At 68.3% G+C, this 23,510-nt stretch carries 24 protein-coding genes; 9 read left to right on the forward strand and 15 right to left on the reverse strand.

Annotation, left to right across the window (positions count from 1 at the left end; translation table 11 throughout):
• Positions 1 to 60: 60 nt before the first annotated feature.
• Positions 61 to 1,110, forward strand: coding sequence for an ornithine cyclodeaminase family protein (locus tag DVK03_RS00050; RefSeq protein WP_115801927.1), 1,050 nt, complete (start codon positions 61 to 63; stop codon positions 1,108 to 1,110).
• A 21-nt stretch (positions 1,111 to 1,131) separates the two neighbouring features.
• Here DVK03_RS00050 and DVK03_RS00055 read toward each other — a convergent pair whose 3' ends face one another.
• From DVK03_RS00055 to DVK03_RS00065, 3 genes are all read right to left on the reverse strand, one after another.
• Positions 1,132 to 2,724, reverse strand: a complete 1,593-nt coding sequence (locus DVK03_RS00055) for a tryptophan--tRNA ligase (RefSeq protein WP_008606012.1) — start codon at positions 2,722 to 2,724, stop codon at positions 1,132 to 1,134.
• The gene (endA, locus tag DVK03_RS00060) at positions 2,721 to 3,740 is read right to left on the reverse strand and encodes a tRNA-intron lyase (RefSeq protein ID WP_004066002.1); all 1,020 of its coding nucleotides are present in this window, start codon (positions 3,738 to 3,740) and stop codon (positions 2,721 to 2,723) included. The genes DVK03_RS00055 and endA overlap by 4 nt, the downstream gene beginning before the upstream one ends.
• A 185-nt stretch (positions 3,741 to 3,925) precedes the next feature.
• Positions 3,926 to 4,657 carry an Sjogren's syndrome/scleroderma autoantigen 1 family protein gene (locus DVK03_RS00065; RefSeq protein ID WP_006600892.1) on the reverse strand — a complete coding sequence of 244 codons (732 nt, stop codon included), beginning with the start codon at positions 4,655 to 4,657 and terminating at the stop codon, positions 3,926 to 3,928.
• A gap of 102 nt (positions 4,658 to 4,759) precedes the next feature.
• On the opposite strand from DVK03_RS00065, the gene DVK03_RS00070 reads away from it, so the two are divergent.
• Positions 4,760 to 5,410 (forward strand): HAD family phosphatase, encoded by a 651-nt coding sequence (locus DVK03_RS00070; protein WP_115801928.1) that lies wholly within the window; start codon positions 4,760 to 4,762, stop codon positions 5,408 to 5,410.
• Positions 5,411 to 5,479: 69 nt separating this feature from the next.
• Here DVK03_RS00070 and DVK03_RS00075 read toward each other — a convergent pair whose 3' ends face one another.
• Positions 5,480 to 7,819, reverse strand: a complete 2,340-nt coding sequence (locus DVK03_RS00075) for a DEAD/DEAH box helicase (RefSeq protein WP_115801929.1) — start codon at positions 7,817 to 7,819, stop codon at positions 5,480 to 5,482.
• A gap of 669 nt (positions 7,820 to 8,488) precedes the next feature.
• Here DVK03_RS00075 and lipA point away from each other — a divergent pair.
• The 5 genes from lipA to lpdA all read left to right on the forward strand — a co-directional run bounded on the left by lipA (position 8,489) and on the right by lpdA (position 14,820).
• The gene (lipA, locus tag DVK03_RS00080; protein ID WP_049896178.1) at positions 8,489 to 9,424 is read left to right on the forward strand and encodes a lipoyl synthase; all 936 of its coding nucleotides are present in this window, start codon (positions 8,489 to 8,491) and stop codon (positions 9,422 to 9,424) included.
• A gap of 307 nt (positions 9,425 to 9,731) precedes the next feature.
• Complete coding sequence (pdhA, locus tag DVK03_RS00085; RefSeq protein ID WP_004065991.1) at positions 9,732 to 10,838, forward strand: pyruvate dehydrogenase (acetyl-transferring) E1 component subunit alpha; 1,107 nt, start codon at positions 9,732 to 9,734, stop codon at positions 10,836 to 10,838.
• On the forward strand, positions 10,835 to 11,818 hold the full coding sequence (locus tag DVK03_RS00090; protein WP_004044820.1) for an alpha-ketoacid dehydrogenase subunit beta: 984 nt from the start codon (positions 10,835 to 10,837) through the stop codon (positions 11,816 to 11,818). The genes pdhA and DVK03_RS00090 overlap by 4 nt, the downstream gene beginning before the upstream one ends.
• 3 nt (positions 11,819 to 11,821) lie before the next feature.
• On the forward strand, positions 11,822 to 13,393 hold the full coding sequence (locus tag DVK03_RS00095; RefSeq protein ID WP_115801930.1) for a dihydrolipoamide acetyltransferase family protein: 1,572 nt from the start codon (positions 11,822 to 11,824) through the stop codon (positions 13,391 to 13,393).
• Positions 13,393 to 14,820, forward strand: a complete 1,428-nt coding sequence (lpdA, locus tag DVK03_RS00100; protein ID WP_115801931.1) for a dihydrolipoyl dehydrogenase — start codon at positions 13,393 to 13,395, stop codon at positions 14,818 to 14,820. Before DVK03_RS00095 ends, lpdA begins: the two co-directional genes overlap by 1 nt.
• Before the next feature lie 31 nt (positions 14,821 to 14,851).
• Here the strand turns inward: lpdA and DVK03_RS00105 are convergent, their stop codons facing one another.
• From DVK03_RS00105 to serB, 4 genes are all read right to left on the reverse strand, one after another.
• Complete coding sequence (locus tag DVK03_RS00105) at positions 14,852 to 15,064, reverse strand: helix-turn-helix transcriptional regulator (RefSeq protein ID WP_004044826.1); 213 nt, start codon at positions 15,062 to 15,064, stop codon at positions 14,852 to 14,854.
• Positions 15,061 to 15,477, reverse strand: a complete 417-nt coding sequence (locus DVK03_RS00110) for a DUF2178 domain-containing protein (protein ID WP_004065985.1) — start codon at positions 15,475 to 15,477, stop codon at positions 15,061 to 15,063. The genes DVK03_RS00105 and DVK03_RS00110 overlap by 4 nt, the downstream gene beginning before the upstream one ends.
• 199 nt (positions 15,478 to 15,676) lie before the next feature.
• Positions 15,677 to 15,868 (reverse strand): hypothetical protein, encoded by a 192-nt coding sequence (locus DVK03_RS00115; protein WP_004044830.1) that lies wholly within the window; start codon positions 15,866 to 15,868, stop codon positions 15,677 to 15,679.
• Positions 15,869 to 15,919: 51 nt separating this feature from the next.
• Positions 15,920 to 16,567 (reverse strand): phosphoserine phosphatase SerB, encoded by a 648-nt coding sequence (serB, locus tag DVK03_RS00120; RefSeq protein WP_004065980.1) that lies wholly within the window; start codon positions 16,565 to 16,567, stop codon positions 15,920 to 15,922.
• A 142-nt stretch (positions 16,568 to 16,709) separates the two neighbouring features.
• On the opposite strand from serB, the gene DVK03_RS00125 reads away from it, so the two are divergent.
• Entirely contained in the window at positions 16,710 to 17,147 is a 438-nt protein-coding gene (locus DVK03_RS00125; RefSeq protein WP_115801932.1) for a hypothetical protein, read from the forward strand.
• Between the two features lie 30 nt (positions 17,148 to 17,177).
• On the opposite strand, the gene DVK03_RS00130 is transcribed toward DVK03_RS00125, so the two are convergent.
• On the reverse strand, positions 17,178 to 17,843 hold the full coding sequence (locus DVK03_RS00130; RefSeq protein WP_115801933.1) for a hypothetical protein: 666 nt from the start codon (positions 17,841 to 17,843) through the stop codon (positions 17,178 to 17,180).
• 138 nt (positions 17,844 to 17,981) lie between these two features.
• Here DVK03_RS00130 and serA point away from each other — a divergent pair, with 138 nt between their 5' ends.
• Entirely contained in the window at positions 17,982 to 19,559 is a 1,578-nt protein-coding gene (serA, locus tag DVK03_RS00135) for a phosphoglycerate dehydrogenase (RefSeq protein ID WP_006600886.1), read from the forward strand.
• Positions 19,560 to 19,595: 36 nt separating this feature from the next.
• Here serA and DVK03_RS00140 read toward each other — a convergent pair whose 3' ends face one another.
• The 6 genes from DVK03_RS00140 to DVK03_RS00165 form a co-directional block, all read right to left on the reverse strand.
• Positions 19,596 to 20,174 (reverse strand): hypothetical protein, encoded by a 579-nt coding sequence (locus DVK03_RS00140; RefSeq protein ID WP_115801934.1) that lies wholly within the window; start codon positions 20,172 to 20,174, stop codon positions 19,596 to 19,598.
• 149 nt (positions 20,175 to 20,323) lie between these two features.
• Positions 20,324 to 21,583, reverse strand: a complete 1,260-nt coding sequence (gene thrC / locus DVK03_RS00145) for a threonine synthase (protein WP_115801935.1) — start codon at positions 21,581 to 21,583, stop codon at positions 20,324 to 20,326.
• Between the two features lie 114 nt (positions 21,584 to 21,697).
• Positions 21,698 to 22,069 carry a helix-turn-helix domain-containing protein gene (locus DVK03_RS00150; protein WP_004044838.1) on the reverse strand — a complete coding sequence of 124 codons (372 nt, stop codon included), beginning with the start codon at positions 22,067 to 22,069 and terminating at the stop codon, positions 21,698 to 21,700.
• A gap of 82 nt (positions 22,070 to 22,151) precedes the next feature.
• Positions 22,152 to 22,388 (reverse strand): hypothetical protein, encoded by a 237-nt coding sequence (locus tag DVK03_RS00155; RefSeq protein WP_004044839.1) that lies wholly within the window; start codon positions 22,386 to 22,388, stop codon positions 22,152 to 22,154.
• Between the two features lie 113 nt (positions 22,389 to 22,501).
• On the reverse strand, positions 22,502 to 23,194 hold the full coding sequence (locus tag DVK03_RS00160; RefSeq protein ID WP_004065968.1) for a DUF5828 family protein: 693 nt from the start codon (positions 23,192 to 23,194) through the stop codon (positions 22,502 to 22,504).
• A gap of 73 nt (positions 23,195 to 23,267) precedes the next feature.
• On the reverse strand, positions 23,268 to 23,477 hold the full coding sequence (locus DVK03_RS00165; RefSeq protein ID WP_006600884.1) for a hypothetical protein: 210 nt from the start codon (positions 23,475 to 23,477) through the stop codon (positions 23,268 to 23,270).
• Positions 23,478 to 23,510 lie beyond the last annotated feature (33 nt).

The raw sequence follows: 23,510 nt of genomic DNA on the forward strand, positions 1-23,510 counted from the left end.
TGTCTGTCACATACTGTCGAGGGACACTGTTTTCACGCGGCCGCGGAGAGTAGTTCGGGTATGGTCCGTATTCTCTCCGCCGACGCCGTCGGCGAGTTACTCTCGCTCGCGGAGCTGTTTCCGGTCGTCGAGGAGGCGTTCGTCAAGCAGGGCCGCGGCGAGGTCGAACGCCCGCCACGGCCGCACTTTCCGGTGGGTATCGACATCGACAGAGTCCGGGACGGGACGAACGGAAACGGCGTCGCGGGCGCGGGAACGGAAACGCGCTCGGGTTCGGAACCGACGGAGCAGGACGGCCCGCTCGGCACCGGCCTCACCATGCCGGCGTACATCCACGGCCGCGAGGTGTACGCGACGAAGCTCGCGGCCGTCCACCCGGAAAACTGCGCTCACGGCCTTCCGACGGTGAACGCGCAGGTCGTCCTCACCGACGCGACGACCGGTCTCCCGCTCGCGCTCCTCGACGGGACGACGATTACCAGCGCCCGGACGGGCTGTATCGGCGGGCTCGCCGCGGAGTCCCTCGGGACCGACCCGGTCGGCCTGGGCGTCCTCGGCGCGGGCGCGCAGGCCCGCTGGCAGAGCCGCGCTATCGCCGTCGGCTCCGCAGTCGAGTCGGTGAACGTCTACTCCCCGAGCGACTCCCGCGAGGCGTGCGCCGCCGACCTCCGCGAGGACGGCATCCCCGCCGAGGCCGTCGATACCCCCGAAGCGGCCGTCTCCGGCGCGAACGTCGTCGTCACCGCGACGACCAGCGAGACGCCCGTCTTCGACGGCTCGTGGCTCGACCCCGGAACGCTCGTCGTCGCCGTCGGAGCCTACACGCCCGAGACGCGCGAACTCGACGCCGAGACGTTCGAGCGAGCCGCGCGGGTGTTCGCCGACGTGCCCGAGGAAGTGGCCGACATCGGTGACGTTCGCGGGGCCGGCATCGACGAATCCGACCTGCTTCCGCTCTCGGCCGTCTTCGAGGGCGACGCCGGCCGCGAGAGCGACGACGAGATTCTGGTGGTCGAGAGCGTCGGGTCGGCGGTGCTCGACGCCGCGACCGCCGAGTACCTCTACGAGAAGTCGAACGCCCGCGGCGTGGGAGAAGAAGTGGGGTTGTGAGCGGTCGGTAGTGTTGCCGCCTCACTGATGTTCGGCGGCCACGCCCCGTCGCTCCGTCTCGAGGTCGATATCCAGCGAGTCGAGGAGTTCCTCGGCCTCCTCGCGCTTTTCGTGGTGGTCTTCGAGGAACTCGCGCATCATCGTCGCCGCCTGCTCCTTACAGCCGCCGCAGAGGCGCTCGCCGCCGAGGCACTCGTCGTAGACCTCCTTTGCGAGTTCGTCGTCGTCGCCCGTCAGCAGGTAGGCGTACAGCTCGTACACCGGACATTTGTCGGCCTCGCCGCCGAGTTCGCGCTGCTGTTCGGCCGTGTCGCGGCCGCCGGTCGTGGCGGACTTGACCTTGTCGTAACCCTCCTCGGGCGCGTCGAGCAGCGAAATGTGGCTCGCCGGAATCGACGACGACATCTTGCCGCCGGTGAGGCCGGTCATGAAGCGGTGGTAGATGGACGACGGCGGGATGAAGCCGTAGCCGCCGTGGTTGGCTTCGACCTCGCGGGCGAGTTCCTCGGCCTCGTCGACGCCCATGTCGAACGCGTCGATGTGCTGGTCGTACCGCCGCTTTTCGCCGTCAATCTCCTCGATGAGCGCCTCGAACGCCTCGTCGGTCGCCTGTCGGGCGAAGAAGCGAATCCGCGGGCGGAGCGGTTCCATCCCGGCGTTTTCGAGCTTCTCGACCGCAGAGTCGCGGACCGACTCGGAGACGAGCACGCCCGCCGCGTCGAGGTCGGCGTCGTCGAGCCAGTCGGCCGCCTCGCCGCACCGCGGCATGTCGGCGTCCTCGGCGTACGCCTCGCGGGCGTCGTGGGCTGCCGCGACGAGCGGGCGCTCGGCGTCGTCGAGTTCGAAGCTCGCGAACGCCTCCGTCACCTTGAAGAATCGCATCCGGGTGGCGAGGTCGCGGGCGAACCGGACGTGGGGGTCCTGGTCGGGGCCGACCGGGATGACCGTCGGCTTGGGGTCGTCCAACTGCGGGTAGAGGATGTCGGCCATCTGCGTGACGACCGACTGCATGTGCGAGACGTTGGTCTCGCCGTCGAAGCCGTAGATGGACTGGAACTCCGAGAAGTTGGCCTTCCCGCCGAGTTCGAACGCGAGCCGCTGGAGGCGGTCGTTGTCCGACTGCCGGTAGAGTTCGCCCGCCTCGGGGTCGAACCCGAGCGCGATGAGCGACAGCAGGTAGTCGCGGCTGTGCTCGTTGATTTCGTCCCACGGGATGCCGCGGGCGGAGTGCGCCTCCATGTCCGCGATGAGGCCGTAGGCGTCGCCGCCCTGCTGTTGATGCCAGATTATCTCGTCGAAGACGAGCTTGTGGCCGATGTGGGGGTCGCCCGTCGGCATGAACCCCGAGAGGACGGCGAAGTCGTCGCCGTTGCGCATGGCGTCGAGGACGGGCCGGTAGTCGCGGTGGCCGAAGATGACCCCGCGGCGCATCAGGTAGTGCGGGTTCGGCACCTCGTCGAGCACCTCGTCGAACTCCTCGATGCCGAACTCCTCGAACAGCTTCCGGTAGTCGGAGACGGTCGACGAGCCCCACGGGTCGAGGGCAACTTCGTCTTTCCCCTCTGCTGTGCCTCCATCGGTGCGGATGCGCTCCGCGGGTTCGTCGTCTGTCATGGCGTGAGCCGACTGACCGAAAGCCAGTCTATCTCTCCGTTGTCGTCGGTCAGCGCAAAAACCATTCGCTTGCGGACACCGCCGGCGAGGCGCACGTCGAGCGAGAGGTCCCGCGGGACGAACGTGTGGTCGGGCGCGACCACGCGCACGAGGAACTCGGAGTGCGAGAGGTCGTCGACCGACTCGAACTCGGTGTAGACGCGGAAGTCCGAGCCGAACTTGAAGCCGCTCTTCGGGACCGTCTTGGCCTCCCTGAGCGCGGCGTACACCGCGAGTCGACGGTCGAACCGGTCGCCCTCCACGTCGCGGCCGCGGGAGACAACGTCGGCCTCGTCGATGGCGAGCGCGTCGGCGCGGGCGAGGTAGGCGGCTTCCAGCAGCGACAGTTGGAGCGGGCCGCTGTCGGCGTTTCTGCCGTACAGCCGCTGACCGAAGAAGCCGCGCTGGTAGAGGCGGTCGACGCCGTCCCAGACGAGCGCGCGGTCCGAGAGGAGTTCCGCGTCGAGGTCGGCCGGGAGGTCCTCCGCGGCCGTCCCCTCGGGGGAGTCGCCCTCGGTGTCGAAGTAGGTCAGGTCGCCGTCCTCGTCGACGATGGCGAGCACCACCTCTCCGAGCGACGAGACGGGGATGCTCTCGCGCTCGCCGACGACGCGGACGCGGTGTTCGACCTCGCCGTCCCACGGCCCCTTCCCGCGGGGGTAGACGAGGAAGTCAGCGCCCGCGGCGTCCGCGACGCCCGGCCACCCCTCGCGGGCGGGCGAGAGGTAGAACCCGCGGTCGCGGAGGTCTTTGTAGACGACGAAATCGAGGGTGGTCCCGGTGCGCGCGAGGAGTTCGCGCAGGCCCATCCCGTCCACGCCGTCGATGTCGTCCCGCGAGAGCAGGTGGGCGGCCTCGACGGGCGCGACCTCGAGGTCGTCGCCGCCGGTGGGTCTCCCGTAGCCGCGGGAGTCGTGGAACCGCTGTCGAGCGTCGCCCGGGAGATGGACGACGCCGTCTTCGAGGCGTCCTTGCATACCAGAATCGGGGCGCGGCGACGACAAAGGGCCTGCGATGCCGGCGGCGCGGCCCGCGGGGGCGTCGGAGCGGCGGCCGTCGCCGCCACCGGTTCGTCGCGGTCGCGGCCCCGACCCCGGACGCACCCCTCGCGGCCGGCCGTGTCGCCAGCGACGGGGCCACGCTCGCCGCCCCTCGTCTCGACTCATCGACCCTCGCAGGTCGAGTCGAGACACCGCCGGCCGCGACCCGTCTCGAACGTCGGCAGGCCGCAGTCGCAGTCGTCTCCGACGACGCCCGCGGGGAGCGAGAAGGCCGTCTCGCAGTCGGGATAGGCGTCGCAGCCGGCGAGCAGGCGACCGCTCCGCCGGAGGATTCGGAGCGGCGACCCGCAGTCCGGACACGACCACTCGCCGTCGAACCGGTCTTTCACGTGGTCGTCCAGCGGGTCGCACCGGCGGTCGATGCACACCTCGAACGGCGCGCCGCGCTCGACGCGCATCAGCGGCAGGCCGCAGTCGTCGCACGTCTCGTCGAGGACGGTCGCGCCCGCAGGGAGGCGATACTCGGTCCCCGAGTCGAGGGCGACGACGGAGCCGTTGGTCCTGACGAGCGGGTCGCCAGTGTCGGGATGCGAGCCGACCGGGACACCCGCGTCGCTCGCGGGGTACTCGGCGCGGCCGGTCACGTCGTTCGAGTCGACGGTGAGGGTCTGGTCGCCCGCGCGGGCCACGAGGCCGAACGACCCCGGTCCCGACTCGACGGTCAGCGAGTCGGCGCGGGTCAGCCACGCGACGGGCTGGTAGCCCCCGGCGTCGTGGACGAGGACGGTTCTGTCGGGCTTGGCCACGACGACGACCCGGCCGCGCTGGGTGCGGTCGCGGGAGCCTTCGAAGCTGACGGTGCAGTCGCCGGCGAAGACGCGTATCGAATCCATGCGGCGGGGTGGTCGCCGGTTCCGATTTGAACCTACGTGCGAGGGTTCACCGGGCATGCCGCGGCACGAAGCTCTTTGGTCGGTCGCGGCCGAGGGCGAATCATGGACGCGAACGTCGTGCTGTTCGACATGGACGGAGTGTTAGTCGATTCCGAGCAGTACTGGCACGCCTTCGAGGACGAGTGGGTGTTCGCCGACGCCATCGAGTCCGGCGACCCCGACCACGAGGAGATAACGGGGATGAACTTCCGCGAGATATACGACTACCTCGACGCGGAGTACGGGACGACCGTCACGAAAGACGAGTTCGTCGCGGCGTACCACGAGAACTCAGAGAGCGTCTACGGCGAACACGTCGTCCTGATGGACGGCGCGGAGGAGCTGTTTTCGGACCTCCGCGCGGCGGGCAAGAAACTCGCAATCGTCTCGTCGGCCCCGCAGGACTGGATTTCGACCGTCCGCGAGCGATTCGACCTCGACCCGCTTGACCTCGTGCTCTCGGCCGACGACATCGACAAACCGGGGAAGCCCGAACCCCACATCTACGAGCACGCCGCCGCCGAGTTCGGCGTCGCCCCCGAGGAGTGCGTCGTCATCGAGGATTCGATAAACGGCATCGAGGCGGCCGTGCGGTCCGGCGCGTACACCATCGCCTACCGCGGCGGGCAGAACGCCGACCTCGACCTCTCGCGGGCGGATAGAATCGTCGACGGGCCGGCGGAGTTGCGGGCGGCGCTGTTGGGCGAGGAGTAAGCGAGAGGCGACCGAGACGAGATTACAAACGACCGAACCCCGACCGAACGCGGCTGCCGCCGCGCTTTTCTATTCGACCCGAACCGTCCGCGACTCCCGAATCGGGAGCAGCGGCAGGTCGGGGAACGCGACCTCCACGACGAACTCCAGTTCGTCGTCCGTCGCGCCGAAGACGCCGACGGGGACGGTCACCTCGTCGGAGAGGTAGCACGTCTTCGTCGACATCTCAACGTCGTTGACGGTGACGCGGATGCCGACGGAACCGCCGCCGCCGTCGTTTCGAACGCGGATGTCGTGCATGTCGCTCTCGCCGCGGGCGACCGACTCGGGGAACTCGCCCCAGTCGATGTCGGGCGCGGGGAGGTCCTTCGCGCTCTCGATGACGCGCTCGGCGACGCCCTGCGAGAGGCCCGCGCGAGTGAGTTCCTTCACGCCGGCGTCGACCACGTCTGCCGGGGTCGAGAGGCCGCCGGTGGCGAGCTTTCGCGCGCGACCGGGACCGATGCCGTCGACGGCCGTGAGCGCCGCGGCGTCGCTGCTGACGCCGTTGTCGACGCGGGCCTCGACGCGCCTTGCGAGGTTTGCCGCGCGGGCGTCCGCGAAGGTGTCGAGGAACTCCCGGAGCGCCGAGAGGAGTCGGAGCGCGTTCTGCTTGATGACCCACGCGTCGCTCCGGAGTTCGCTCGGCGTCGAGTTCGCCATGCTGGCGTGGAGGATGGCGAGCACCTTCTTCGGGCCGTCTTCGAGCGTGGTCGAGACGCCCGTCAGCACCGAGTCGACGGCGTCCACCTCGGACTGGCGCGCCGACACCTGTCGGAAGTCGGCCGCGCCCGCGACGGTTTCGAGGACGTCGTCGGCGGTGATGCGGTCCCGTTCCGCGAGGTCCGCGAAGCGCGAGGCGGTCCCGAGTCGGAGATAGTACTTCGAGGTGAGTCGCCCGAGCGGGGTCGCGTCGATGGAGAGGTCGTCGTCCATCTCGACGAAGCCGCGGGAGACGAGGCGGTCGAGCACGTCGCGGACGCGCTCGCGGAGGTCTTCGAAATCGTAGGCCGCCGGGTTCGACTGCGCCCGCCGGTAGTAGAACGTCGTCTCCAGCCACGACATGACGTCGTCGAGGTCGCGGATGGTCCCCATGGCGATTTCGGCGTTGAGGTGCGAATCGAGGTCTTCTGCGAGGCGCGACTCGATTTCCTTGCCCTCGCGGAGCAGGCGGCGGTACTTGTTCTGGTCCGAGCGGTCGCAGACGACCCAGCCGTAGCCGACGTCGTCGTAGCCGGGGCGGCCCGCGCGGCCGAGCATCTGGAGGATGTCGAGCGGGGAGATGTCCACCTCGCCTTCGAGCGGGTCGTGGTGTTTCGTGTCGCGGATGACGACGCAGCGCGCGGGGAGGTTCACGCCCCACGCGAGCGTGGAGGTCGAAAACAGGAGCTGAATCTTGCCCTCCTTGAACCACTCCTCGACGGCCTCGCGGTCGTCCCGCGAGAGGCCGGCGTGGTGGAAGCCGACGCCGTCCAAGACGCCCTTGGCGAGCGAGTCGTTGCTCAGTTCCTTCGCCTCGTTGTGGAAGTCGTAGTCGCCGCGCGCGCCGATGGGTACGTCGCGCTTTGCGAGTTCGTCGCGGGCCTTGGCGGCCGCGCGGACGGCGTCCTGCCGCGAGGAGACGAAGACGAGCGACTGGCCGCCGTCGCGGATGTGCGGCTCCGCGAGGTCGAACGCCCGGTACAGTCGGCGGTACTTGTCGGCGAAGGAGTTCTCGCCGTGGGTGTAGGTCTTGACGCCCGCGTGGAGGTCGACGGGGCGATAGTCGTCACCGAACTCGAAGGTGGTCTCGTCCGGCGCGTCGAGCCACGCCGCCACGTCGTCGATGTTGGGCATGGTCGCAGACAGCGCGACGATTCGGGGGTCGCAGATGCGGCGCATCCGCGAGACGGTGACTTCGAGGACGCCGCCGCGGGTCTCCGAATCCAGCAGGTGGACCTCGTCGATGACGACGCAGTCGACGTCCTCGATGAACGAGTAGCGCGCGGAGTCGTGTTTCCGGGTCGCGGAGTCGGTCTTCTCGGGCGTCATCACGAGGATGTCGGCGCGGGCGGCCCGGCGGGGATTCAGGTCGCGCTCGCCGGTAACGACGTAGACGGAGTAACCGAGGTCCTCGAAGCGCTCCCACTCTGTCTCCTTCTCGGTGGTGAGCGCGCGGAGCGGCGCGATGAAAAGCGCCGTCCCCTCGTCGCGGAGGGTCCGGCAGATGGCGAGTTCGGCGAGCGCCGTCTTCCCGCTGGCGGTGGGCGCGGAGGCGACGACGTTGTGGTCGGTGTCGAGGATGGCGGGCAGCGCCTCGCGCTGCATCCGGTTGAACTCCTCGAACCCGAAGGCGTCTGCGAACTCGGGGACCGCCTCGGCGACTTTCACTGGGCGCACCTCCGGGTGCGCGCTGGCGTCGGGGACGAGACGAAGACGAGCGTCATACACGAAGCCGAGTCGTCCGTGGGGAAAGGCGTTTCTCCATCCGGCGCGGCGACTCGGGAGCGTCGAACGAGCGGAACACGGAGGGGCTGAGGTTGGTGGGTGGTGGGGCGTTCCGGCGGAACGCGGCGGGGTGTGGTGGGTGGAGGGCCGAGGTTGGTGAGTGGTAGGGTGGTGAGGATTGGTTCGGGGCCCGAGGCGCAGGCCCGCTTACGCGGCGCCGGCGAGCGCGGCGATGAACGACCAGTTCGTCCCCGCGGTGGCCTCGTGCTTCTTCGATTCGGCCTTCGTCATGTCGCGGCGGTGTTTCCAGTTCATACTCGAGAGAAGTATTTACTCGAATATAAGTTTTTCAGTTATGTGATATATCTAGCACGGTCGTACGTGCTGTTTGATGGAAAGTCGTGATGTATCCGAGGTGGACGTTTCGCTTTCCGTGATAGAACTGTTCGTTTGAACTATTCTGAACAACGTGTGCTACCGTAGACCATTGTTCGACCGAACGGTATCGTGGCGACGCGGGTTCGGTCGCCTCCGGCGAGCGATCCCGCCGCCAACCCGACAGACGGCGGACCAATCCTCACGTTTTTGCCCGTCGCCTCGCAAGAACTGCCTATGCGCACGCGGCGGAAGCCAGACTGGTTGAAGATGCGACCGCCATCGGGCCGGCGCTTCACCGATATCAAATCGACGCTCCGGGACCGGAACCTCAACACCGTCTGCGAGGAGGCGAACTGCCCGAACCTCGGGGAGTGCTGGAGCGGCCGCGACGGCCCCGGGACGGCCACGTTCATGCTCATGGGCGACCGGTGTTCGCGCGGGTGTAACTTCTGCGACGTGACGACAGGCGGGATGGAGCCGCTGGACCCCGACGAACCGGCGAACGTCGCCGACGCGGTGACCGAAATCGGCCTCGACTACGTCGTGTTGACCTCCGTGGACCGCGACGACCTGCCGGACCAGGGCGCGGCCCACTTCGCGGAGACCATCCGCGAAATCAAGCGCCGCGACCCCGAGGTGCTCGTCGAGGTGCTGATTCCCGACTTCCAGGGCGACCCCGAGCACGTCCGGAAGATAATCGACGCCGGACCCGACGTCATCGCCCACAACATCGAGACCGTCGAGCGCCTCCAGTGGCCGATTCGGGACCGCCGCGCCGGCTACGAGCAGTCGCTTTCGGTGCTCCAGCAGGTGACAGACGAGTCCGACATCCACACGAAGACCTCGGTCATGCTCGGCCTCGGCGAGCACGCCCACGAGGTCTACCAGACCCTCTCGGACCTCCGCGAGGCCGACGTTGACATCGTCACCTTCGGCCAGTACCTCCAGCCCTCCCGGAGCCACCTCGACGTGTTCGAGTACGTCCACCCCGACGCCTTCGAGACGTGGCGGCGCGTCGCAGAAGACGAACTGGGCTTCCTCTACTGCGCGTCCGGCCCGATGGTCCGGTCGTCGTACAAGGCCGGCGAACTGTTCGTGGACGCGCTCCTCCGCGAGGGGTCGAGCGTCGAGGAGGCGCGGCAGGCCGCCCGCGCGGCCGCCGGACAGTAGGCCGCGGTCGCCACCCCTCGCGTCCGCCCGACTCAGCCATCCGGGTCCGACATCCGGTCCGACTCCACGCCCGCCCCGAAGCGGACCTGCAACGCTGCCGATATTTCCGATTATCTCTCGGTGATGTGTGGGTTCACACGAATGAACGTCAGGAAGAATCGTTTAGAAGCGAAAATGTCCAATTTTACCCCGTGTGAGTTGACATAGCACGACGCGAGACGCAATATTCCGAGTCAAAGTAAATTATATACGAAAACAATATAACGCCGGCGGGTGTCGATTTTGCCATGAACAGGAGGGTTCTCCCGTGAGCGTGCTTCAACGCGACCCGCAGGACCAGGTACGAGTGCTCGACGAGGACGGGACCGTCGTCGGCGAGGTTCCCGACATCGACGACGAGACGCTCGTCGAGATGTACCGATACATGCGTCTCGCCCGGCACTTCGACACGCGGGCGGTGAGTCTCCAGCGACAGGGGCGGATGGGGACGTATCCGCCGCTGTCGGGACAGGAGGGCGCACAAATCGGGAGCGCAATCGCGCTCGACGAACAGGACTGGATGGTCCCGAGCTATCGCGAACACGGCGCGTCGCTGCTCCGGGGGCTTCCGCTGAAGCAGACGCTTCTGTACTGGATGGGCCACGAGAAGGGCAACGAGATGCCCGAGGGCGTGAACCTCTTCCCGCCCGCGGTCCCCATCGCTTCGCAGATTCCCCACGCGACCGGCGCGGCGTGGGCGAAGAAGCTCCGCGGCGAGGACGACACGGCCGTCATCTGTTACTTCGGTGACGGCGCGACCTCCGAGGGCGACTTCCACGAGGGGCTGAACTTCGCGGGCGTCTTCGACACCCCGAACGTCTTCTTCTGTAACAACAACCAGTGGGCCATCTCGGTGCCGCGGGAGCGACAGACCGCCTCCGAGACGCTGGCGCAGAAGGCGACCGCCTACGGCATCGACGGCGTGCAGGTCGACGGGATGGACCCGCTCGCGGTCTACTCCGTGACGAAGGCGGCGCTCGACAAGGCGAAGAACCCCGGCGAGGGCGAGGGCCGCCCGACGCTCATCGAGGCGGTCCAGTACCGCTTCGGCGCGCACACGACCGCCGACGACCCGACCGTCTACCGCGACGACGAGGAAGTCGAGAAGTGGAAGGCGAAAGACCCCATCCCGCGGCTGGAGGCGTTCCTCCGCGAGACGGGCCGCATCGACGACGAGGCCGTCGAGGCCATCGAAGAAGACGTGAAAGGACGGGTCGCGGACGCCATCGAGGCGGCCGAGTCCGACCCGCGGCCGGACCCGAGCGAGATGTTCAACTACGCCTACGCCGAGCGGACCCCGGAGATTCAGGCACAGTACGAGGAGTTCGAAGCGCTCCGCGAGAAGTTCGGCGACGAAGGATTCCTCAGAGAATGAGCAGTCAGAACCTCACCATCGTGCAGGCGGTACGGGACGGTCTCTACACCGAGATGAACCTCGACGACGAGGTGCTCGTCATGGGCGAGGACGTCGGCAAGAACGGCGGCGTCTTCCGGGCCACGGAGGGCCTCTGGGACGAGTTCGGAGACGACCGCGTCATCGACACGCCGCTGGCCGAATCGGGCATCGTCGGCACGGCCATCGGCATGGCCGCGATGGGGCTGAAGCCGGTCCCCGAGATTCAGTTCTCCGGCTTCATGTACCCCGGATTCGACCAAATCGTGAGCCACATGGGGCGGTTCCGCAACCGCACCCGCGGCCGCTACACGCTCCCCATGGTGCTCCGCGCGCCCTACGGCGGCGGCATCCGCGCCCCCGAGTCGCACTCGGAGTCCAAGGAGATGTTCTACGCGCACGAGGCCGGCCTGAAGGTCGTCATCCCCTCGACGCCGTACGACACGAAGGGACTGCTCATCTCCGCCATCCGCGACCCCGACCCGGTCATCTTCATGGAGCCGAAGCTCATCTACCGGGCGTTCCGCGGCGAGGTCCCGGAAGACGACTACACGGTCCCCATCGGCGAGGCCGCGGTTCGCCGCGAGGGCACGGACGTGTCCGTGTTCACCTTCGGCGCGATGACGCGCCCGACGCTGGAGGCCGTCGAGAACCTCGAAGAAGAGGGTATCGACGCCGAGGTCGTGGACATCCGAACCATCTCGCCGCTCGACCGCGAGACCATCGTGGAGTCGTTCAAGAAGACCGGCCGCGCGGTGGTCGTCCACGAGGCCCCGAAGAACGGCGGCCTCGGCGCCGAAATCACGGCGACGGTTCAGGAGGAGGCGCTGCTCTATCAGGAAGCGCCGGTCAAGCGCGTCGCGGGCTACGACGTGCCGTACCCGCTGTACGCGCTGGAGGACTACTACCTCCCGTCGGTCGCCCGCGTCGAAGAAGGTATTCGTGAGGCGGTGAACTTCTGAACGATGGCGCTCAAGGAATTCAAACTCCCCGACGTCGGTGAAGGCGTCGCGGAAGGCGAACTCGTAACGTGGCACGTCGCGCCGGGCGACGAGGTAACCGAAGACCAGGTGCTCGCGGAGGTCGAGACCGACAAGGCGCTCGTCGACGTGCCCTCGCCGTTCGACGGGACGGTGAAGGAACTCCTCGCCGAGGAGGGCGAGGTCGTCCCCGTCGGCGACGTCATCATCACCATTCAGGAGAATGGCGACGACGAGGAGGCCGCCGAGGCCGCCGACGCGGACGCCGAAGCGGCCGGGTCTGAGTCGGCCGAGAGCGACGACGCCGACGGCGCTAGCGACGACGAGTCGGGTTCCGGCGGGCGCGTGTTCGCCCCGCCGAGCGTCCGCCGCCTCGCCCGCGAACTCGGCGTCGACCTCGACGCCGTCGACGGCAGCGGCCCGAGCGGCCGCGTGACCGAAGGCGACGTTCGCGCCGCCGCGGACGACGACGGCGACGGCGACGACGAACCCAGCGGCCCGCGGACCGTCCAGACCAACGGGAAGTCCGCGACCGCGAAGCGCGACGAGGGAACGTCCGCGTCCGCCTCCTCGTCCGCGCCGGCCGAGAGCGCCGACCGCGAGCAGACGCTCGCCGCGCCCGCGACCCGCGCGCTGGCCAAAGAGGAGGGCGTCGACATCGACGCGGTCCCCGCGACGGAGATGCGCGACGGCGAGGCGTTCGTCTCGCCCGAGGCCGTCCAGGAGTACGCCCAAGCACAGCGCGAGGCGCAGGCCGCGGACGCCGAGGCGGTGTCCGCCGAGGCCGACGCCGGAACCGCGACCGCCGAGGCGACGGGCGACGCGGCGAGTGAACCCGCACCGCCCGAGGCCGGCCCCGGTGCCGGCGAGCGCGTCCCCTACAAGGGCGTCCGCAAGGCCATCGGCGACCAGATGCAGCGGTCGAAGTACACCGCGCCGCACGTCACCCACCACGACGAGGTGGACGTGACGGAACTCGTCGAACTGCGCGAACAGCTCAAGCCCGTCGCCGAGGAGCGCGGCTCGCGGCTGACCTACATGCCGTTCGTGATGAAGGCCGTCGTCGCGGCGCTGAAGGACTTCCCGTACCTCAACTCGCAGCTCGACGAGGAAAACGAGGAAATCGTCCTGCGCGACGAGTACAACATCGGCGTCGCGGCCGCGACCGACGCCGGTCTGCTCGTCCCCGTCGTCCACGACGCGGACCGCAAGGGGATGCTCGAACTCGCCGACGAGATGAACGAGAAGGTCGAGAAGGCCCGCAACCGCAAAATCGCGCCCGAGGAGATGCGCGGCGGCACCTTCACCATCACCAACGTCGGCGGCATCGGCGGCGAGTACGCCACGCCGATTATCAACTACCCCGAGGTGGCGATTCTTGCGCTCGGAGCCATCAAAGAAAAGCCCCGGGTCGTCGACGGTGAGGTCGTGCCGCGAAACGTCCTCACTCTCTCGCTGTCGTTCGACCACCGCGTCGTCGACGGCGCGCAGGGCGCTCGGTTCACGAACCGCGTGAAAGAACTGCTCGAAGACCCCAAACTGCTGGTGTTAGAATAATGGTCGTCGGAGACATCGCAACCGGAACCGAACTGCTCGTCATCGGCGCGGGACCCGGCGGCTACGTCGCCGCCATCCGCGCCGCACAGAACGGCATCGACACGACGCTGGTCGAGAAGGACGCCTACGGGGGCACCTGCCTCAACTACGGCTGTATCCCCTCGAAGGCGCTCATCACGGGGGCGAACCTCGCCCACGAGGCGGGCAACGCCGAGGAGATGGGCATCCACGCCGACCCCGTCGTGGACATGTCGCAACTGCGCGACTGGAAGAGCGGCGTCGTCGACCAACTCACCGGCGGCGTCGAGAAGCTCTGTAAGGCGAACGGCGTCAACCTCGTCGAGGGAACCGCCCGCTTCAAGGACGAACACGCCGTCCGCATCGCCCACGGCGGCGAGGGGCAGGGCTCGGAGACCATCGAGTTCGAACACTGCATCATCGCCACCGGCTCGCGCGTCATCCAGATTCCCGGCTTCGACTTCGGGGACGAGCCGGTGTGGTCGTCGCGCGACGCCCTCGAAGCCGACACCGTCCCGGAGCGACTGGTCGTCGTCGGCGGCGGCTACATCGGGATGGAGCTGTCCACGACGTTCGCGAAACTCGGCGCGAACGTGACCGTCGTCGAGATGCTCGACGACATCCTGCCGGGCTACGAGTCCGACGTGGCCCGCGTCGTCCGCAAGCGCGCCGAAGAGCTCGGCATCGACATGCACTTCGGCGAGGGAGCCAGCGGCTGGCGCGAGGAGGACGACGGCATCATGGTGACGACCGAGACCGAAGACGGCGAGGAAAACGAGTACCGCGCCGACAAGGTGCTCGTCGCCGTCGGGCGCTCGCCCGTCACCGACACGATGGACATCGAGAACGCCGGTCTCGAAGCCGACGACCGCGGATTCCTCTCGGTCGACGACCGCCGCCGCACCGACGTGGAGCACATCTACGCCGTCGGCGACGTGGTCGAGGACACGCCGATGCTCGCGCACGTCGCCTCGAAGGAGGGCATCGTCGCCGCCGAGCACGTCGCCGGCGAACCGGTCGCCTTCGACAGTCAGGCCGTCCCCGCCGCGGTGTTCACCGACCCCGAAATCGGCACGGTCGGCATGACCGAGGCCGACGCCGAGGAGGCCGGCTTCACGCCCATCGTCGGGCAGATGCCCTTCCGGGCGTCCGGCCGCGCGCTGACGACGAACCACGCCGACGGCTTCGTCCGCGTCGTCGCCGGCGAGGAGTCCGGCTTCGTCCTCGGGGCGCAAATCGTCGGCCCCGAGGCCTCCGAACTCATCGCCGAACTCGCGTTCGCCATCGAGATGGGCGCGACGCTCGAAGACGTGGCCTCGACCATCCACACCCACCCGACGCTCGCGGAAGCGGTCATGGAGGCCGCCGAGAACGCGCTCGGACAGGCGATTCACACCCTGAATCGGTGAGGAAGCGTCCGAAAAACGGCGAGCTGATTTTTTAGGCGGTCAGGTCGGCATCGAGTTCCGGGTCGAAGAGGTCCTCGACGCGGCAGTCGAAGTACGCCGCCAGCTTGAACGCCAGTTCGAGCGACGGGTCGTACCGCTCGCGCTCGATGGCGTTGATGGTCTGTCGGGTGACGCCGACCGCCTCTGCGAGTTCGCCTTGGCTGAGGTCGGCGGCCTCGCGGCGCGTTCGGAGCCCGTTTTTCATGTCCGAGCGCGGACCCAGAGGTAGCACAGGGCGAAGAGCCCGAACAGCCCGACGTAGCCGTACAGCGCGCCCGAGAGGAACGGCGAGACCTCGAACAGCTCGAGCGTCGCACCGAGTCGGGCGGCGGACGCGCCGAGGACGAGAACCACCGCGGCGACGGTCATGGTGAGCTGACTCGCCCGCCGTTCGAGCGAGCGGTCGCGCTCGTCGAACAGCGCGACGTCGGTGCCGCGCCAGACGGCGAGCGCGGCGACGATGCCGAGCCAGTAGACGGCTTCCCCGAGGACGGGGTAGTCGAGGAATCGGAGGACGAGGGAGGCGAGGACGCCCGCTCCGATGGAACCGAACAGCAGGCGCCGGTACCGCCGTTGTCTGGAGAGCCGAGGCGTCGGTGAGCGTTGGACTTGTGACATAGTGCTGTGTAAAGCGCCGGTCGCGGGAAGCCGGGTGGAAAGTTCGCTTTACAGTAAAGTATACTTTACACATCGACTTAATCGTTGTCCCCGTTCGGTCGCGTCGCTCCGGGGTTCGCACGGTCGCAAAAAGAGCAGTTCAGCGTCGGTTCAGTTCTGTTCTGTCCTGTCTGGGTCGCGGTCGCAGTCGCGGTCGCGCTCACCCGTCGTCGAACCACCACAGCGCCAGCATCGTCCCCACGACTGCCACGGCCGCGGGAAGCGACTCGTCGACGCCGAGTGTGCGGACATCGAGGAGGACGACGCCTTCGAACAGGGCGGCGACCGCGAGAACCACGAAGGCGAAGCCCGCCACCCAGAGTTCGGGCGTGTTGACGTCGCTGATTGCCATGCGCGGCGCTACGGGCCGAGATATGATAAGTGTTAGCAGACCACAAGCAGTCTACTCGTCGGCGTCGAGAATCCCGTGGCTCTCGAAGAGCTTTCCGAGTCGGTCCATGGAGGCGACGACGGCGTCGCAGGCCGGGCGGACCGCGTCCTTGGGGACGAAGCCGACCGAGAGGCCGGCGACTTCGAGCATCGGGAGGTCGTTCGCGCCGTCGCCGACCGCGACCGTTCGGTCCATGGGTACGTCGAGTTCGGCGGCGTGAGTCTCCAGCGCCGTGTCCTTCGTGCCCTCGATAAGCGACCCTTCCACGTCGCCGGTGAGTCGGCCGCCCTTCACGGGCAGGCGGTTCGAGACGATGTCGTCGACTTCGACGCCTTCCTTTTCGAGCGCGCGCTCGACGCCGCGTTCGAAGCCGCCGGTGAAGATGGCGACGTGGTGGCCGTAGTCGCGGAGGCGCTGGATGAGGTCGGCCGCGCCGGGGCGGAGTGCCACCTCGCCGTAGGCCTCCTCTGCGAGTTCCTCTTCGAGACCTTCGAGGAGGCGGGCGCGCGACCGGAGGCTCTCCGCGTAGCTCAGCTCGTCGTTCATGGCTCGCTCGGTGATGTCGGCCATCTCGTCGGCCGTGCCGTTCTTCTTGCCGAGGAGGACCGTCATCTCGGAGTCCGAGAGCGTGCCGTCGAAGTCGAAGGCGATGATGCGCATATCTGCCCGTCGTCGCCGCGGGGTTTCAAAGCTTCCGCGTCGGCAGTTATGCGGCGCGGGAGGGACGCTGGCGAGCCGACCGCCGGGAAACCGCGGCGACGCCGCGCACAGCTATTTATCCATCGTCTCCCTGACAACACGTATGGACGACCTCCACGACGCCGAACACGAGACGCTCAGCGACGTCGAAGCCGACCTTGCCGAGGACTTCGGCGAGGAAGGAGACAGTCCGCTCCGACAGTTCGTCCGAAGCCTGCACGACCTCGACGAGGCCGAGGTGCGCGCGGTCGGCCAGTACGACGGCGAGGCGTTCGAACTGCTCTACCTCCGCGGCGATATCGACGAGGCGCTCGAACCGGACGCGCGCACCGAGCGCGTGAAGACGCTCGTGATGAAGGCGCTCGGCGAGCCAGTCAACGAACCCGAACTCGATGACTACGGGGAGTTGAACGCCGTCATCCGGTGGTTCGACGAGGTCGTCGTCGCCATCTATCCGCACGACGAGTGGTCGGGGGCCATCGCGACGTTCGACCGGGCGAACTCGCCGCTGGTCGACCTCGCGGTGACGCACCTGTCGTGAGAAGGCTCGCCGGCCGCCTCCGGAACCCGCTCAGATTCGAAGCGGCGTCCACGACCGCGGGCCGTCGTCGAGGCCGCGGACCCGGAACTCGGGGTCGCCGTCGGTGTCGCGCGTCTCGACGAAGCCGTCGAACGGCTGTTTGAGGAGCGCGAGTTCGCGCTCGTCGACGAAGCCGGTGTCGAGCGTGAAGACGCCCGTGAACCCGGCCGCGGAGATGCGGCCCGTGATGACGTGGAGGAACTGGAACAGCCGCTTGAGGTCGGTGTACATCACGAGCGTCGAGAGGACGTGCAGCCCGACGCGGGCCGACCGACTCGCCTCGTAGTGCTCCCGGAGCGACTCGGTCAGGTGGATGCCGATGCCGGTCAGGTCGCCGGGGCTGGAGACGTACCGGAGGTTTCCCGCGTCGGCGCGGTCATCGAGGAGGTCTGCGACGCTCGTCGTGTCGATGACCTCGAACTGCTCCGGGGGCGACCCGCTGATGTACGACAGCTCCCGTGCGATGCTCGGGGCGGGCTTTTTCGTCGTCACGACGACCGTCCCCGCGTCGGTACGCTCGCCGGGCGCGAGCATCGAGAGCATGAGCCGCCGCTTCCGCGTCATCGTCGGGCCGGCGATGAGCACGGACCCGGAGTCCGGAAGCGACACCTCGGGCGGTTGCGTCGCCGGCGAAGCGTTCTCGGGACGGAAGACCATCTACTGAATCTATCGGACTCGCGCAGATAATACTAGTGGGCGAACGTGTTGAGACGCCAACCCATGCGAGACAGTCTCAATGTCACGATATCGGCCGTTGTGACAACCCTTAACCCGCACGGGTCAGACCCTACGCGCATGAAGGTACTCGTCACGGACCCGATCGCCGACGCGGGTCTGGACCGGTTACGCGAGGCCGGTTACGAGGTAGAGACCGCGTACGACGTCGAAGGTGACGCGCTGCTCGAAGCCGTCTCCGACGCGAACGGGCTCATCGTCCGCTCCGGAACGCAGGTGACCGCCGAGGTGTTCGAGGCGGCACCCGACCTCGTCATCGTCGGACGCGCCGGCATCGGCGTCGACAACATCGACATCGACGCCGCGACCCAACACGGCGTCATCGTCGCCAACGCGCCCGAGGGGAACGTCCGCGCCGCCGCCGAGCACACGGTCGCGATGGGCTTCGCCGCCGCGCGCTCGATTCCGCAGGCTCACGCCCGCCTGAAGGACGGCGAGTGGGCCAAGTCCGACTACCTCGGCAACGAGGTCAACGGCAAGACCCTCGGCGTCGTCGGCCTCGGCCGCGTCGGCCAGGAGGTCGCAAAGAAGTTCTCGTCGCTCGGGATGGACATCGTGGCCTTCGACCCCTACATCGGGGAGGAGCGCGCCGACCAGCTCGGTGCCGAACTCGTCGAGTTCGACGCCTGTCTCTCTCGCGCCGACTTCCTCACCGTCCACACGCCGCTGACCCCCGAGACGGAGGGGCTCATCTCCACCGACGAACTCGAAACGATGGGCAGCGGCTACCTCATCAACTGCGCCCGCGGCGGCGTGGTCGACGAGGCCGCCCTCGCCGAGGCCGTCGACGCCGGCGTCATCGACGGAGCCGCGGTCGACGTGTTCGCAGACGAGCCCGTCTCGCCCGACAACCCGCTTCTGTCCGTCGACGACGTGGTCGTCACGCCGCACCTCGGCGCGTCCACCTCGGCCGCACAGGAGAACGTCGCCGTCTCGACGGCCGACCAAGTGGTCGCCGCGTTCCGCGACGAACCCGTCATCAACGCGCTCAACGCGCCCTCGGTCGACGAGAGCGCCTTCCCGCGCATCCAGCCGTACATCGGCCTCGCCGAGACCGCCGGCAAAATCGCCGCCCAACTGCTGGGCGGGCGCCTCAACGAAGTCGAGGTCACCTACACCGGCGACATCGCCGCCGAGGATATCGAACTCGTCACGGCCTCCGCGCTGAAGGGCGTCTTCGCGCCGCTCGAATGGCAGGTCAACGCCGTCAACGCCCCGCAGGTCGCAGAGGAGCGCGGCATCGAGGTCGTCGAGTCGAAGTCCCGCCAGTCCGACGACTTCCAGAGCCTCGTGACCGTCACCGTCCGCAACGGCGACGAGGAGATGACCGTCTCGGGGACGCTGTTCACCGGCGAGGACCCGCGCATCGTCCGCATCAACGGCTACCGGCTGGACGCCATCCCGTACGGCCAGATGCTCGTCGCCCGCAACTACGACAAGCCGGGAGTCATCGGCTTCATCGGGACCGTCCTCGGCGAGAACGACGTGAACATCGCCGGGATGTTCAACGCCCGCCGCGCGAAGGCCGGCGGCGAGGCGCTGACCGTCTACAACCTCGACGACGACGTGCCCGAAAGCGTCCGCGAAAAGCTCCTCGCCGACGACCGCATCATCGACGTCGACCTCATCACGCTCTGAAGCGGCCGACCCGAATCTTCTGAAAAACGAGACGAGCTACCGTCGGCCGAGCGCCGACGCGACGCCCTCGACCACGCGCCCGACGGCGGACCGCACCGCGTCGGCCGCGTTCGATTCGACTCCCGAGCGGCGCGACCGGTCGTTTCGCCGGGCCGAGCGACCGCGGGTCTGTTTTCGGCTCCCGTCCCGACGCTCGGCCAGCAACCGTTCGTAGCGGTCGATTATCTCCTGTTGGTTCGTTTCGGCGCTGTCGAGTCGGGCGTTGAGCCGAGCGTTCGCGCGCCGAAGCGCCTCGTTCTCGCGCTGGAGGGCGTCTCGGCCCCGCGCGTCGTCGGGGGGCGACGGGCGGCGACCGCGCGACTGCTGACGGCCGCGCGACTGCGAGGCCGTGGACGCCTGTGCTGACGGAGTCGCGGACGCGGGTGAGGATGCGGGCGAGGACGAGGGCGCTGACGAGGCCGTGGATTCGTTGGTGGACGTGGCCGAAGACGCGGGGGCTGCGGAGGCCGAAGACGCGGTTTCGGACGGCCCGTTGTCGATTCCGTCCGGCGGGTACGTTCTCGAACCGGCCCCGTCCCGGCTGACGGTCCCGGTCGGCATACTGCTGAGCGACATCGTGTGCCACGACGTACCACAGAATGAAAAGAATGTGTCAGACGCGCACCCGACGCGCGTCATCGCCGGCGGTCGGACCGCGGCGAGCGCCGTCGTGTGCGGCCGTCAGCGACGGTCAGCCACGGTCGGCACGGGGCCCGGCGGCGCGCCTACTCGGCGAGGTGTTCGAGGACCGCTTCGGTGTCGTTCGGGACCGGTTCGGGGTCGTCGCCCGCTTCGAACGCCGCGTCGGGGTCCTTCAGCAGGTGGCCCGTCGTGAGACAGACGACCTGTTCGTCCGCGTCGACGACGCCCTCGGCGCGGAGCTTTCGGAGGCCGGCGACGGAGGCGGCGGAGGCGGGTTCGACGCCGACGCCCTCGGCCGCGAGGTCGCGCTGCGCCGCGGTGATTTCCTCGTCGGAGACGGCGACGGCCGTGCCGTCGGTCTCGCGGATGCCGGGGAGCGCCTTCGGCGCGTTGACCGGGTTGCCGATGCGGATGGCGGTCGCGCGCGTCTCGACGTTCTCCCAGCGCTGGGTGTCGTCCCAGCCGTTCTCGACGGCCTCGACCATCGGGGCCGCACCCTCGGCCTGCACGCCGGTCAGTTTCGGCACGTCGTCGGCGTCGAGCGCGCCCGACTGGACGAGTTCGCGGAACGCCTTGTAGAGCGCGGAGGTGTTGCCCGCGTTGCCGACGGGGAGGACGATGCGGTCCGGGTAGCTGCCGTAGTCCTCGTGGAACTCCTCTAAGATTTCGAGGCCGATGGTCTTCTGGCCCTCCAGTCGGAAGGGGTTCAGCGAGTTGAGGAGGTACGCCTCGCCGCGGGCGGCGAGGTCCTGGACGATGTCGAGACAGGAGTCGAAGTTGCCGTCGACTTCGAGGATGCGCGCGTCGTGGAGCGACGCCTGCGCGATTTTCCCGGCGGCGACCTTCCCGGCGGGGAGCAACACGAGCGTCTCCATCCCGCCGCGCGCGCCGTAGGCGGCGAGCGCCGCGGAGGTGTTGCCGGTCGAGGCGCAGGCGAGGCGGCCGACGCCGAGTTCCTTCGCCACGCGGACGCCGACGGTCATGCCGCGGTCCTTGAACGAGCCGGTGGGGTTCATCCCCTCGTGTTTGACGCGGAGCGTCTCGACGCCCACGTCGGCTTCGAGGCGCGGGACCTCGTGGAGGGGCGTCGCGCCCTCGGGGAGCGAGACGCCCTCTTCGAAGGGGAGCGCGGCGTTGTAGCGCCAGACGCCGCGGCCCTCGAAGTCGTCCCACGTCGGCGGGGACGCGTAGCGGACTTCGAGGAGGCCGTCGCAGTCGTCGCAGGTGTACCGAACGTCCTCGAACGGCGCGAACTGCGCGCCGCACGCGATACATTCGAGCCAGGTGCCGTCGTCGGCGACGGATGGCTCCTCGGGGGCGGGTGCCGTGAGTTCGAGGCTCATTGCTCGGGCGGTGGCACCAGAGGGACAAAAGCGGGCGGGTTTGGGCGGCACCTGCCGGGCGACAGGCGCACCGAGAACGCGGTCGGCCGAGAGGCTTCGAAGACGACGAAGAACCTACGACTCGCCGAAGGCGTCGATGCGGGCGTGAACGTCCTCCGCCCACTCGTCGAGCGCGGCGTGCATCATCTCCTTGGCCTCGGGGAGCGGGGTGGCCGTGTACTGGTAGACGTAGCCGCCGGGGTCGAGCAGGCGGCGCTTGCGCTCGGTGAGGCCCTTGTCGAGGAGCGTCGTCAAAGAGCGGTTGACGTTGCTGCGGTCGCGGTCGAGCACCTCCGCCAGCTCCGCGACGGTGCTTCCGGGGTTGTCGAGTAGTGCGAGATACGTCCGGCTCTCGTGGCTCTGGATGCCGAAGACGCACGCGAGGACCTGTCCGAAGTTCGGGTCCTCGGTCTCCATCAGTTCGCCCATGTCCGGTGCGTCGGCCATGCACACCTGTTCGCCGTGCGTCGGATTAAACCCTCACTTACAGGCGAGCGAGCGGCCGCCGCGGCCGGGAACCGCACCGACGCTACTCTTTCGCGTAGCCCATCTTCAGCACGCAGGCGCGCATCCCGTCTTCGTCCTCGTGTTTGTGGAGCGTCGTCGGCGTGTCGCAGTAAAAGACCGTCCCGTCGTGGCGGAGCGTCACCTCGTGGACGCCGCCGAGCAGTTCCGCTTGGACGACGACGCGGCGACCCTCGCGGAGCGCGTCGAGGATTTCGTCTGCGGTCAGTTCGCCGGACTCGACTCGGAGCGGCTCGGGCATACCGGAGGGTCGCGGGCGAGCGGTATCAGTATTGTCGATGGCGGCGAGTGCCGACGGAAGCGCGTGCCGACGGCGGGCGGCGGGCGGCGAGTCGAGCCGAACCCGGATCCGGCTCAGTTCGTCGTCCAGTTAGACCGGTGTTCCTCGTCGGTCGTCGGCACCTCCACGCCCTCGACGGCCTCCGCGACCTCGGTCTCTTTCGGCGTGTCGATGTGCCAGCGGTCGATTTCGTCCTCGAAGTCGCGCAGCGTCTCCGACACCATCGACTTCAGCTCGTCGTCGTTGACGTTCACCTCGAAGACGAACCGCTCGTCGCCGGAGCCGCGGCCGACCCGCTGGATGTTCGCGCTCACGAGTTCGTTGTCGAAGTAGTACGGAGCCAACTGGGTCATCACGTTGCGGTAGACCGTGTCCTCGACCTTCCGCAGCGCCTTCCGCCCGGCGGAGTCGGCCGCGCGGGCGACGTAGTTGATGGAGTCCTGCCACGACTCGACGGCTCCCTCGTTGTCGCCCTCCTCGACCCGCTCGTAGGACCGAGACAGCTTCTCGCCCGCCGTCTTGAGGTCGTCGTTGGGCGTCTTGCCCGCCTTCTCGCCTTCGCCCTCGCCGACGCTGGCCTGCTGGGCCGTCTTCTCGTTTACGTCCTCACCGAGTCGCTCGTGGGACTTGGGTCGCCACTCGTCCCAGTCGTCGAAGGCGGTGCTGTCGACGTCGGCGTCGCGGAGCGCGCGGGTGATTCGCTCCCCGTGTTCGACGACCTCGTCCCAGGTGCCACGGCGTTTGAACCCGGAGATGCTCTCTTCCATTGTCGTTGACGGGAGTACGTGCCAGACGGTATAAACTCTGCGAGGGGACGGGTTCGCACACGGGTGAGAACGTCTAGCGGTCGCCGTAGACGAAGCGCTCGGCGGCCGCGTCGAGGCGAGCCGACAGCCGACCGAGCCACGCCCCCGGCGACGCGGCCCGAAGCGCCGCCTCGTCGAGTTCGATTCGGTCGTCGCCGAGCGGGTCGCGAGACTCGTCGGCGGTGGCGTCCACGACGGTCGTCATCGAACACCGACCGCACCCCTCGCGGGTCGAGTCTGCCATGCGCCGCGCTTCGGAACCTTCACGAATAAACCT

The sequence above is a fragment of the Haloferax sp. Atlit-109R genome, assembly GCF_003665865.1.
Classification (GTDB): domain Archaea; phylum Halobacteriota; class Halobacteria; order Halobacteriales; family Haloferacaceae; genus Haloferax; species Haloferax volcanii.

Coding starts and splice junctions, on each gene's coding strand:
- endA (WP_004066002.1), bottom strand. CDS start 3,740: ATGCAAGGACGCCTCGAAGACGGCGTCGTCCATCTCCCGGGCGACGCT.
- DVK03_RS00105 (WP_004044826.1), bottom strand. CDS start 15,064: ATGAAAAACGGGCTCCGAACGCGCCGCGAGGCCGCCGACCTCAGCCAA.
- DVK03_RS00160 (WP_004065968.1), bottom strand. CDS start 23,194: ATGGAAGAGAGCATCTCCGGGTTCAAACGCCGTGGCACCTGGGACGAG.
- DVK03_RS00090 (WP_004044820.1), top strand. CDS start 10,835: ATGAGCAGTCAGAACCTCACCATCGTGCAGGCGGTACGGGACGGTCTC.
- DVK03_RS00125 (WP_115801932.1), top strand. CDS start 16,710: ATGGACGACCTCCACGACGCCGAACACGAGACGCTCAGCGACGTCGAA.
- DVK03_RS00070 (WP_115801928.1), top strand. CDS start 4,760: ATGGACGCGAACGTCGTGCTGTTCGACATGGACGGAGTGTTAGTCGAT.
- serA (WP_006600886.1), top strand. CDS start 17,982: ATGAAGGTACTCGTCACGGACCCGATCGCCGACGCGGGTCTGGACCGG.
- lipA (WP_049896178.1), top strand. CDS start 8,489: ATGCGCACGCGGCGGAAGCCAGACTGGTTGAAGATGCGACCGCCATCG.
- DVK03_RS00050 (WP_115801927.1), top strand. CDS start 61: ATGGTCCGTATTCTCTCCGCCGACGCCGTCGGCGAGTTACTCTCGCTC.
- DVK03_RS00095 (WP_115801930.1), top strand. CDS start 11,822: ATGGCGCTCAAGGAATTCAAACTCCCCGACGTCGGTGAAGGCGTCGCG.
- serB (WP_004065980.1), bottom strand. CDS start 16,567: ATGCGCATCATCGCCTTCGACTTCGACGGCACGCTCTCGGACTCCGAG.
- lpdA (WP_115801931.1), top strand. CDS start 13,393: ATGGTCGTCGGAGACATCGCAACCGGAACCGAACTGCTCGTCATCGGC.
- DVK03_RS00110 (WP_004065985.1), bottom strand. CDS start 15,477: ATGTCACAAGTCCAACGCTCACCGACGCCTCGGCTCTCCAGACAACGG.
- DVK03_RS00165 (WP_006600884.1), bottom strand. CDS start 23,477: ATGGCAGACTCGACCCGCGAGGGGTGCGGTCGGTGTTCGATGACGACC.
- DVK03_RS00140 (WP_115801934.1), bottom strand. CDS start 20,174: ATGTCGCTCAGCAGTATGCCGACCGGGACCGTCAGCCGGGACGGGGCC.
- DVK03_RS00155 (WP_004044839.1), bottom strand. CDS start 22,388: ATGCCCGAGCCGCTCCGAGTCGAGTCCGGCGAACTGACCGCAGACGAA.
- DVK03_RS00115 (WP_004044830.1), bottom strand. CDS start 15,868: ATGGCAATCAGCGACGTCAACACGCCCGAACTCTGGGTGGCGGGCTTC.
- DVK03_RS00055 (WP_008606012.1), bottom strand. CDS start 2,724: ATGACAGACGACGAACCCGCGGAGCGCATCCGCACCGATGGAGGCACA.
- DVK03_RS00130 (WP_115801933.1), bottom strand. CDS start 17,843: ATGGTCTTCCGTCCCGAGAACGCTTCGCCGGCGACGCAACCGCCCGAG.
- DVK03_RS00150 (WP_004044838.1), bottom strand. CDS start 22,069: ATGGCCGACGCACCGGACATGGGCGAACTGATGGAGACCGAGGACCCG.
- DVK03_RS00065 (WP_006600892.1), bottom strand. CDS start 4,657: ATGGATTCGATACGCGTCTTCGCCGGCGACTGCACCGTCAGCTTCGAA.
- thrC (WP_115801935.1), bottom strand. CDS start 21,583: ATGAGCCTCGAACTCACGGCACCCGCCCCCGAGGAGCCATCCGTCGCC.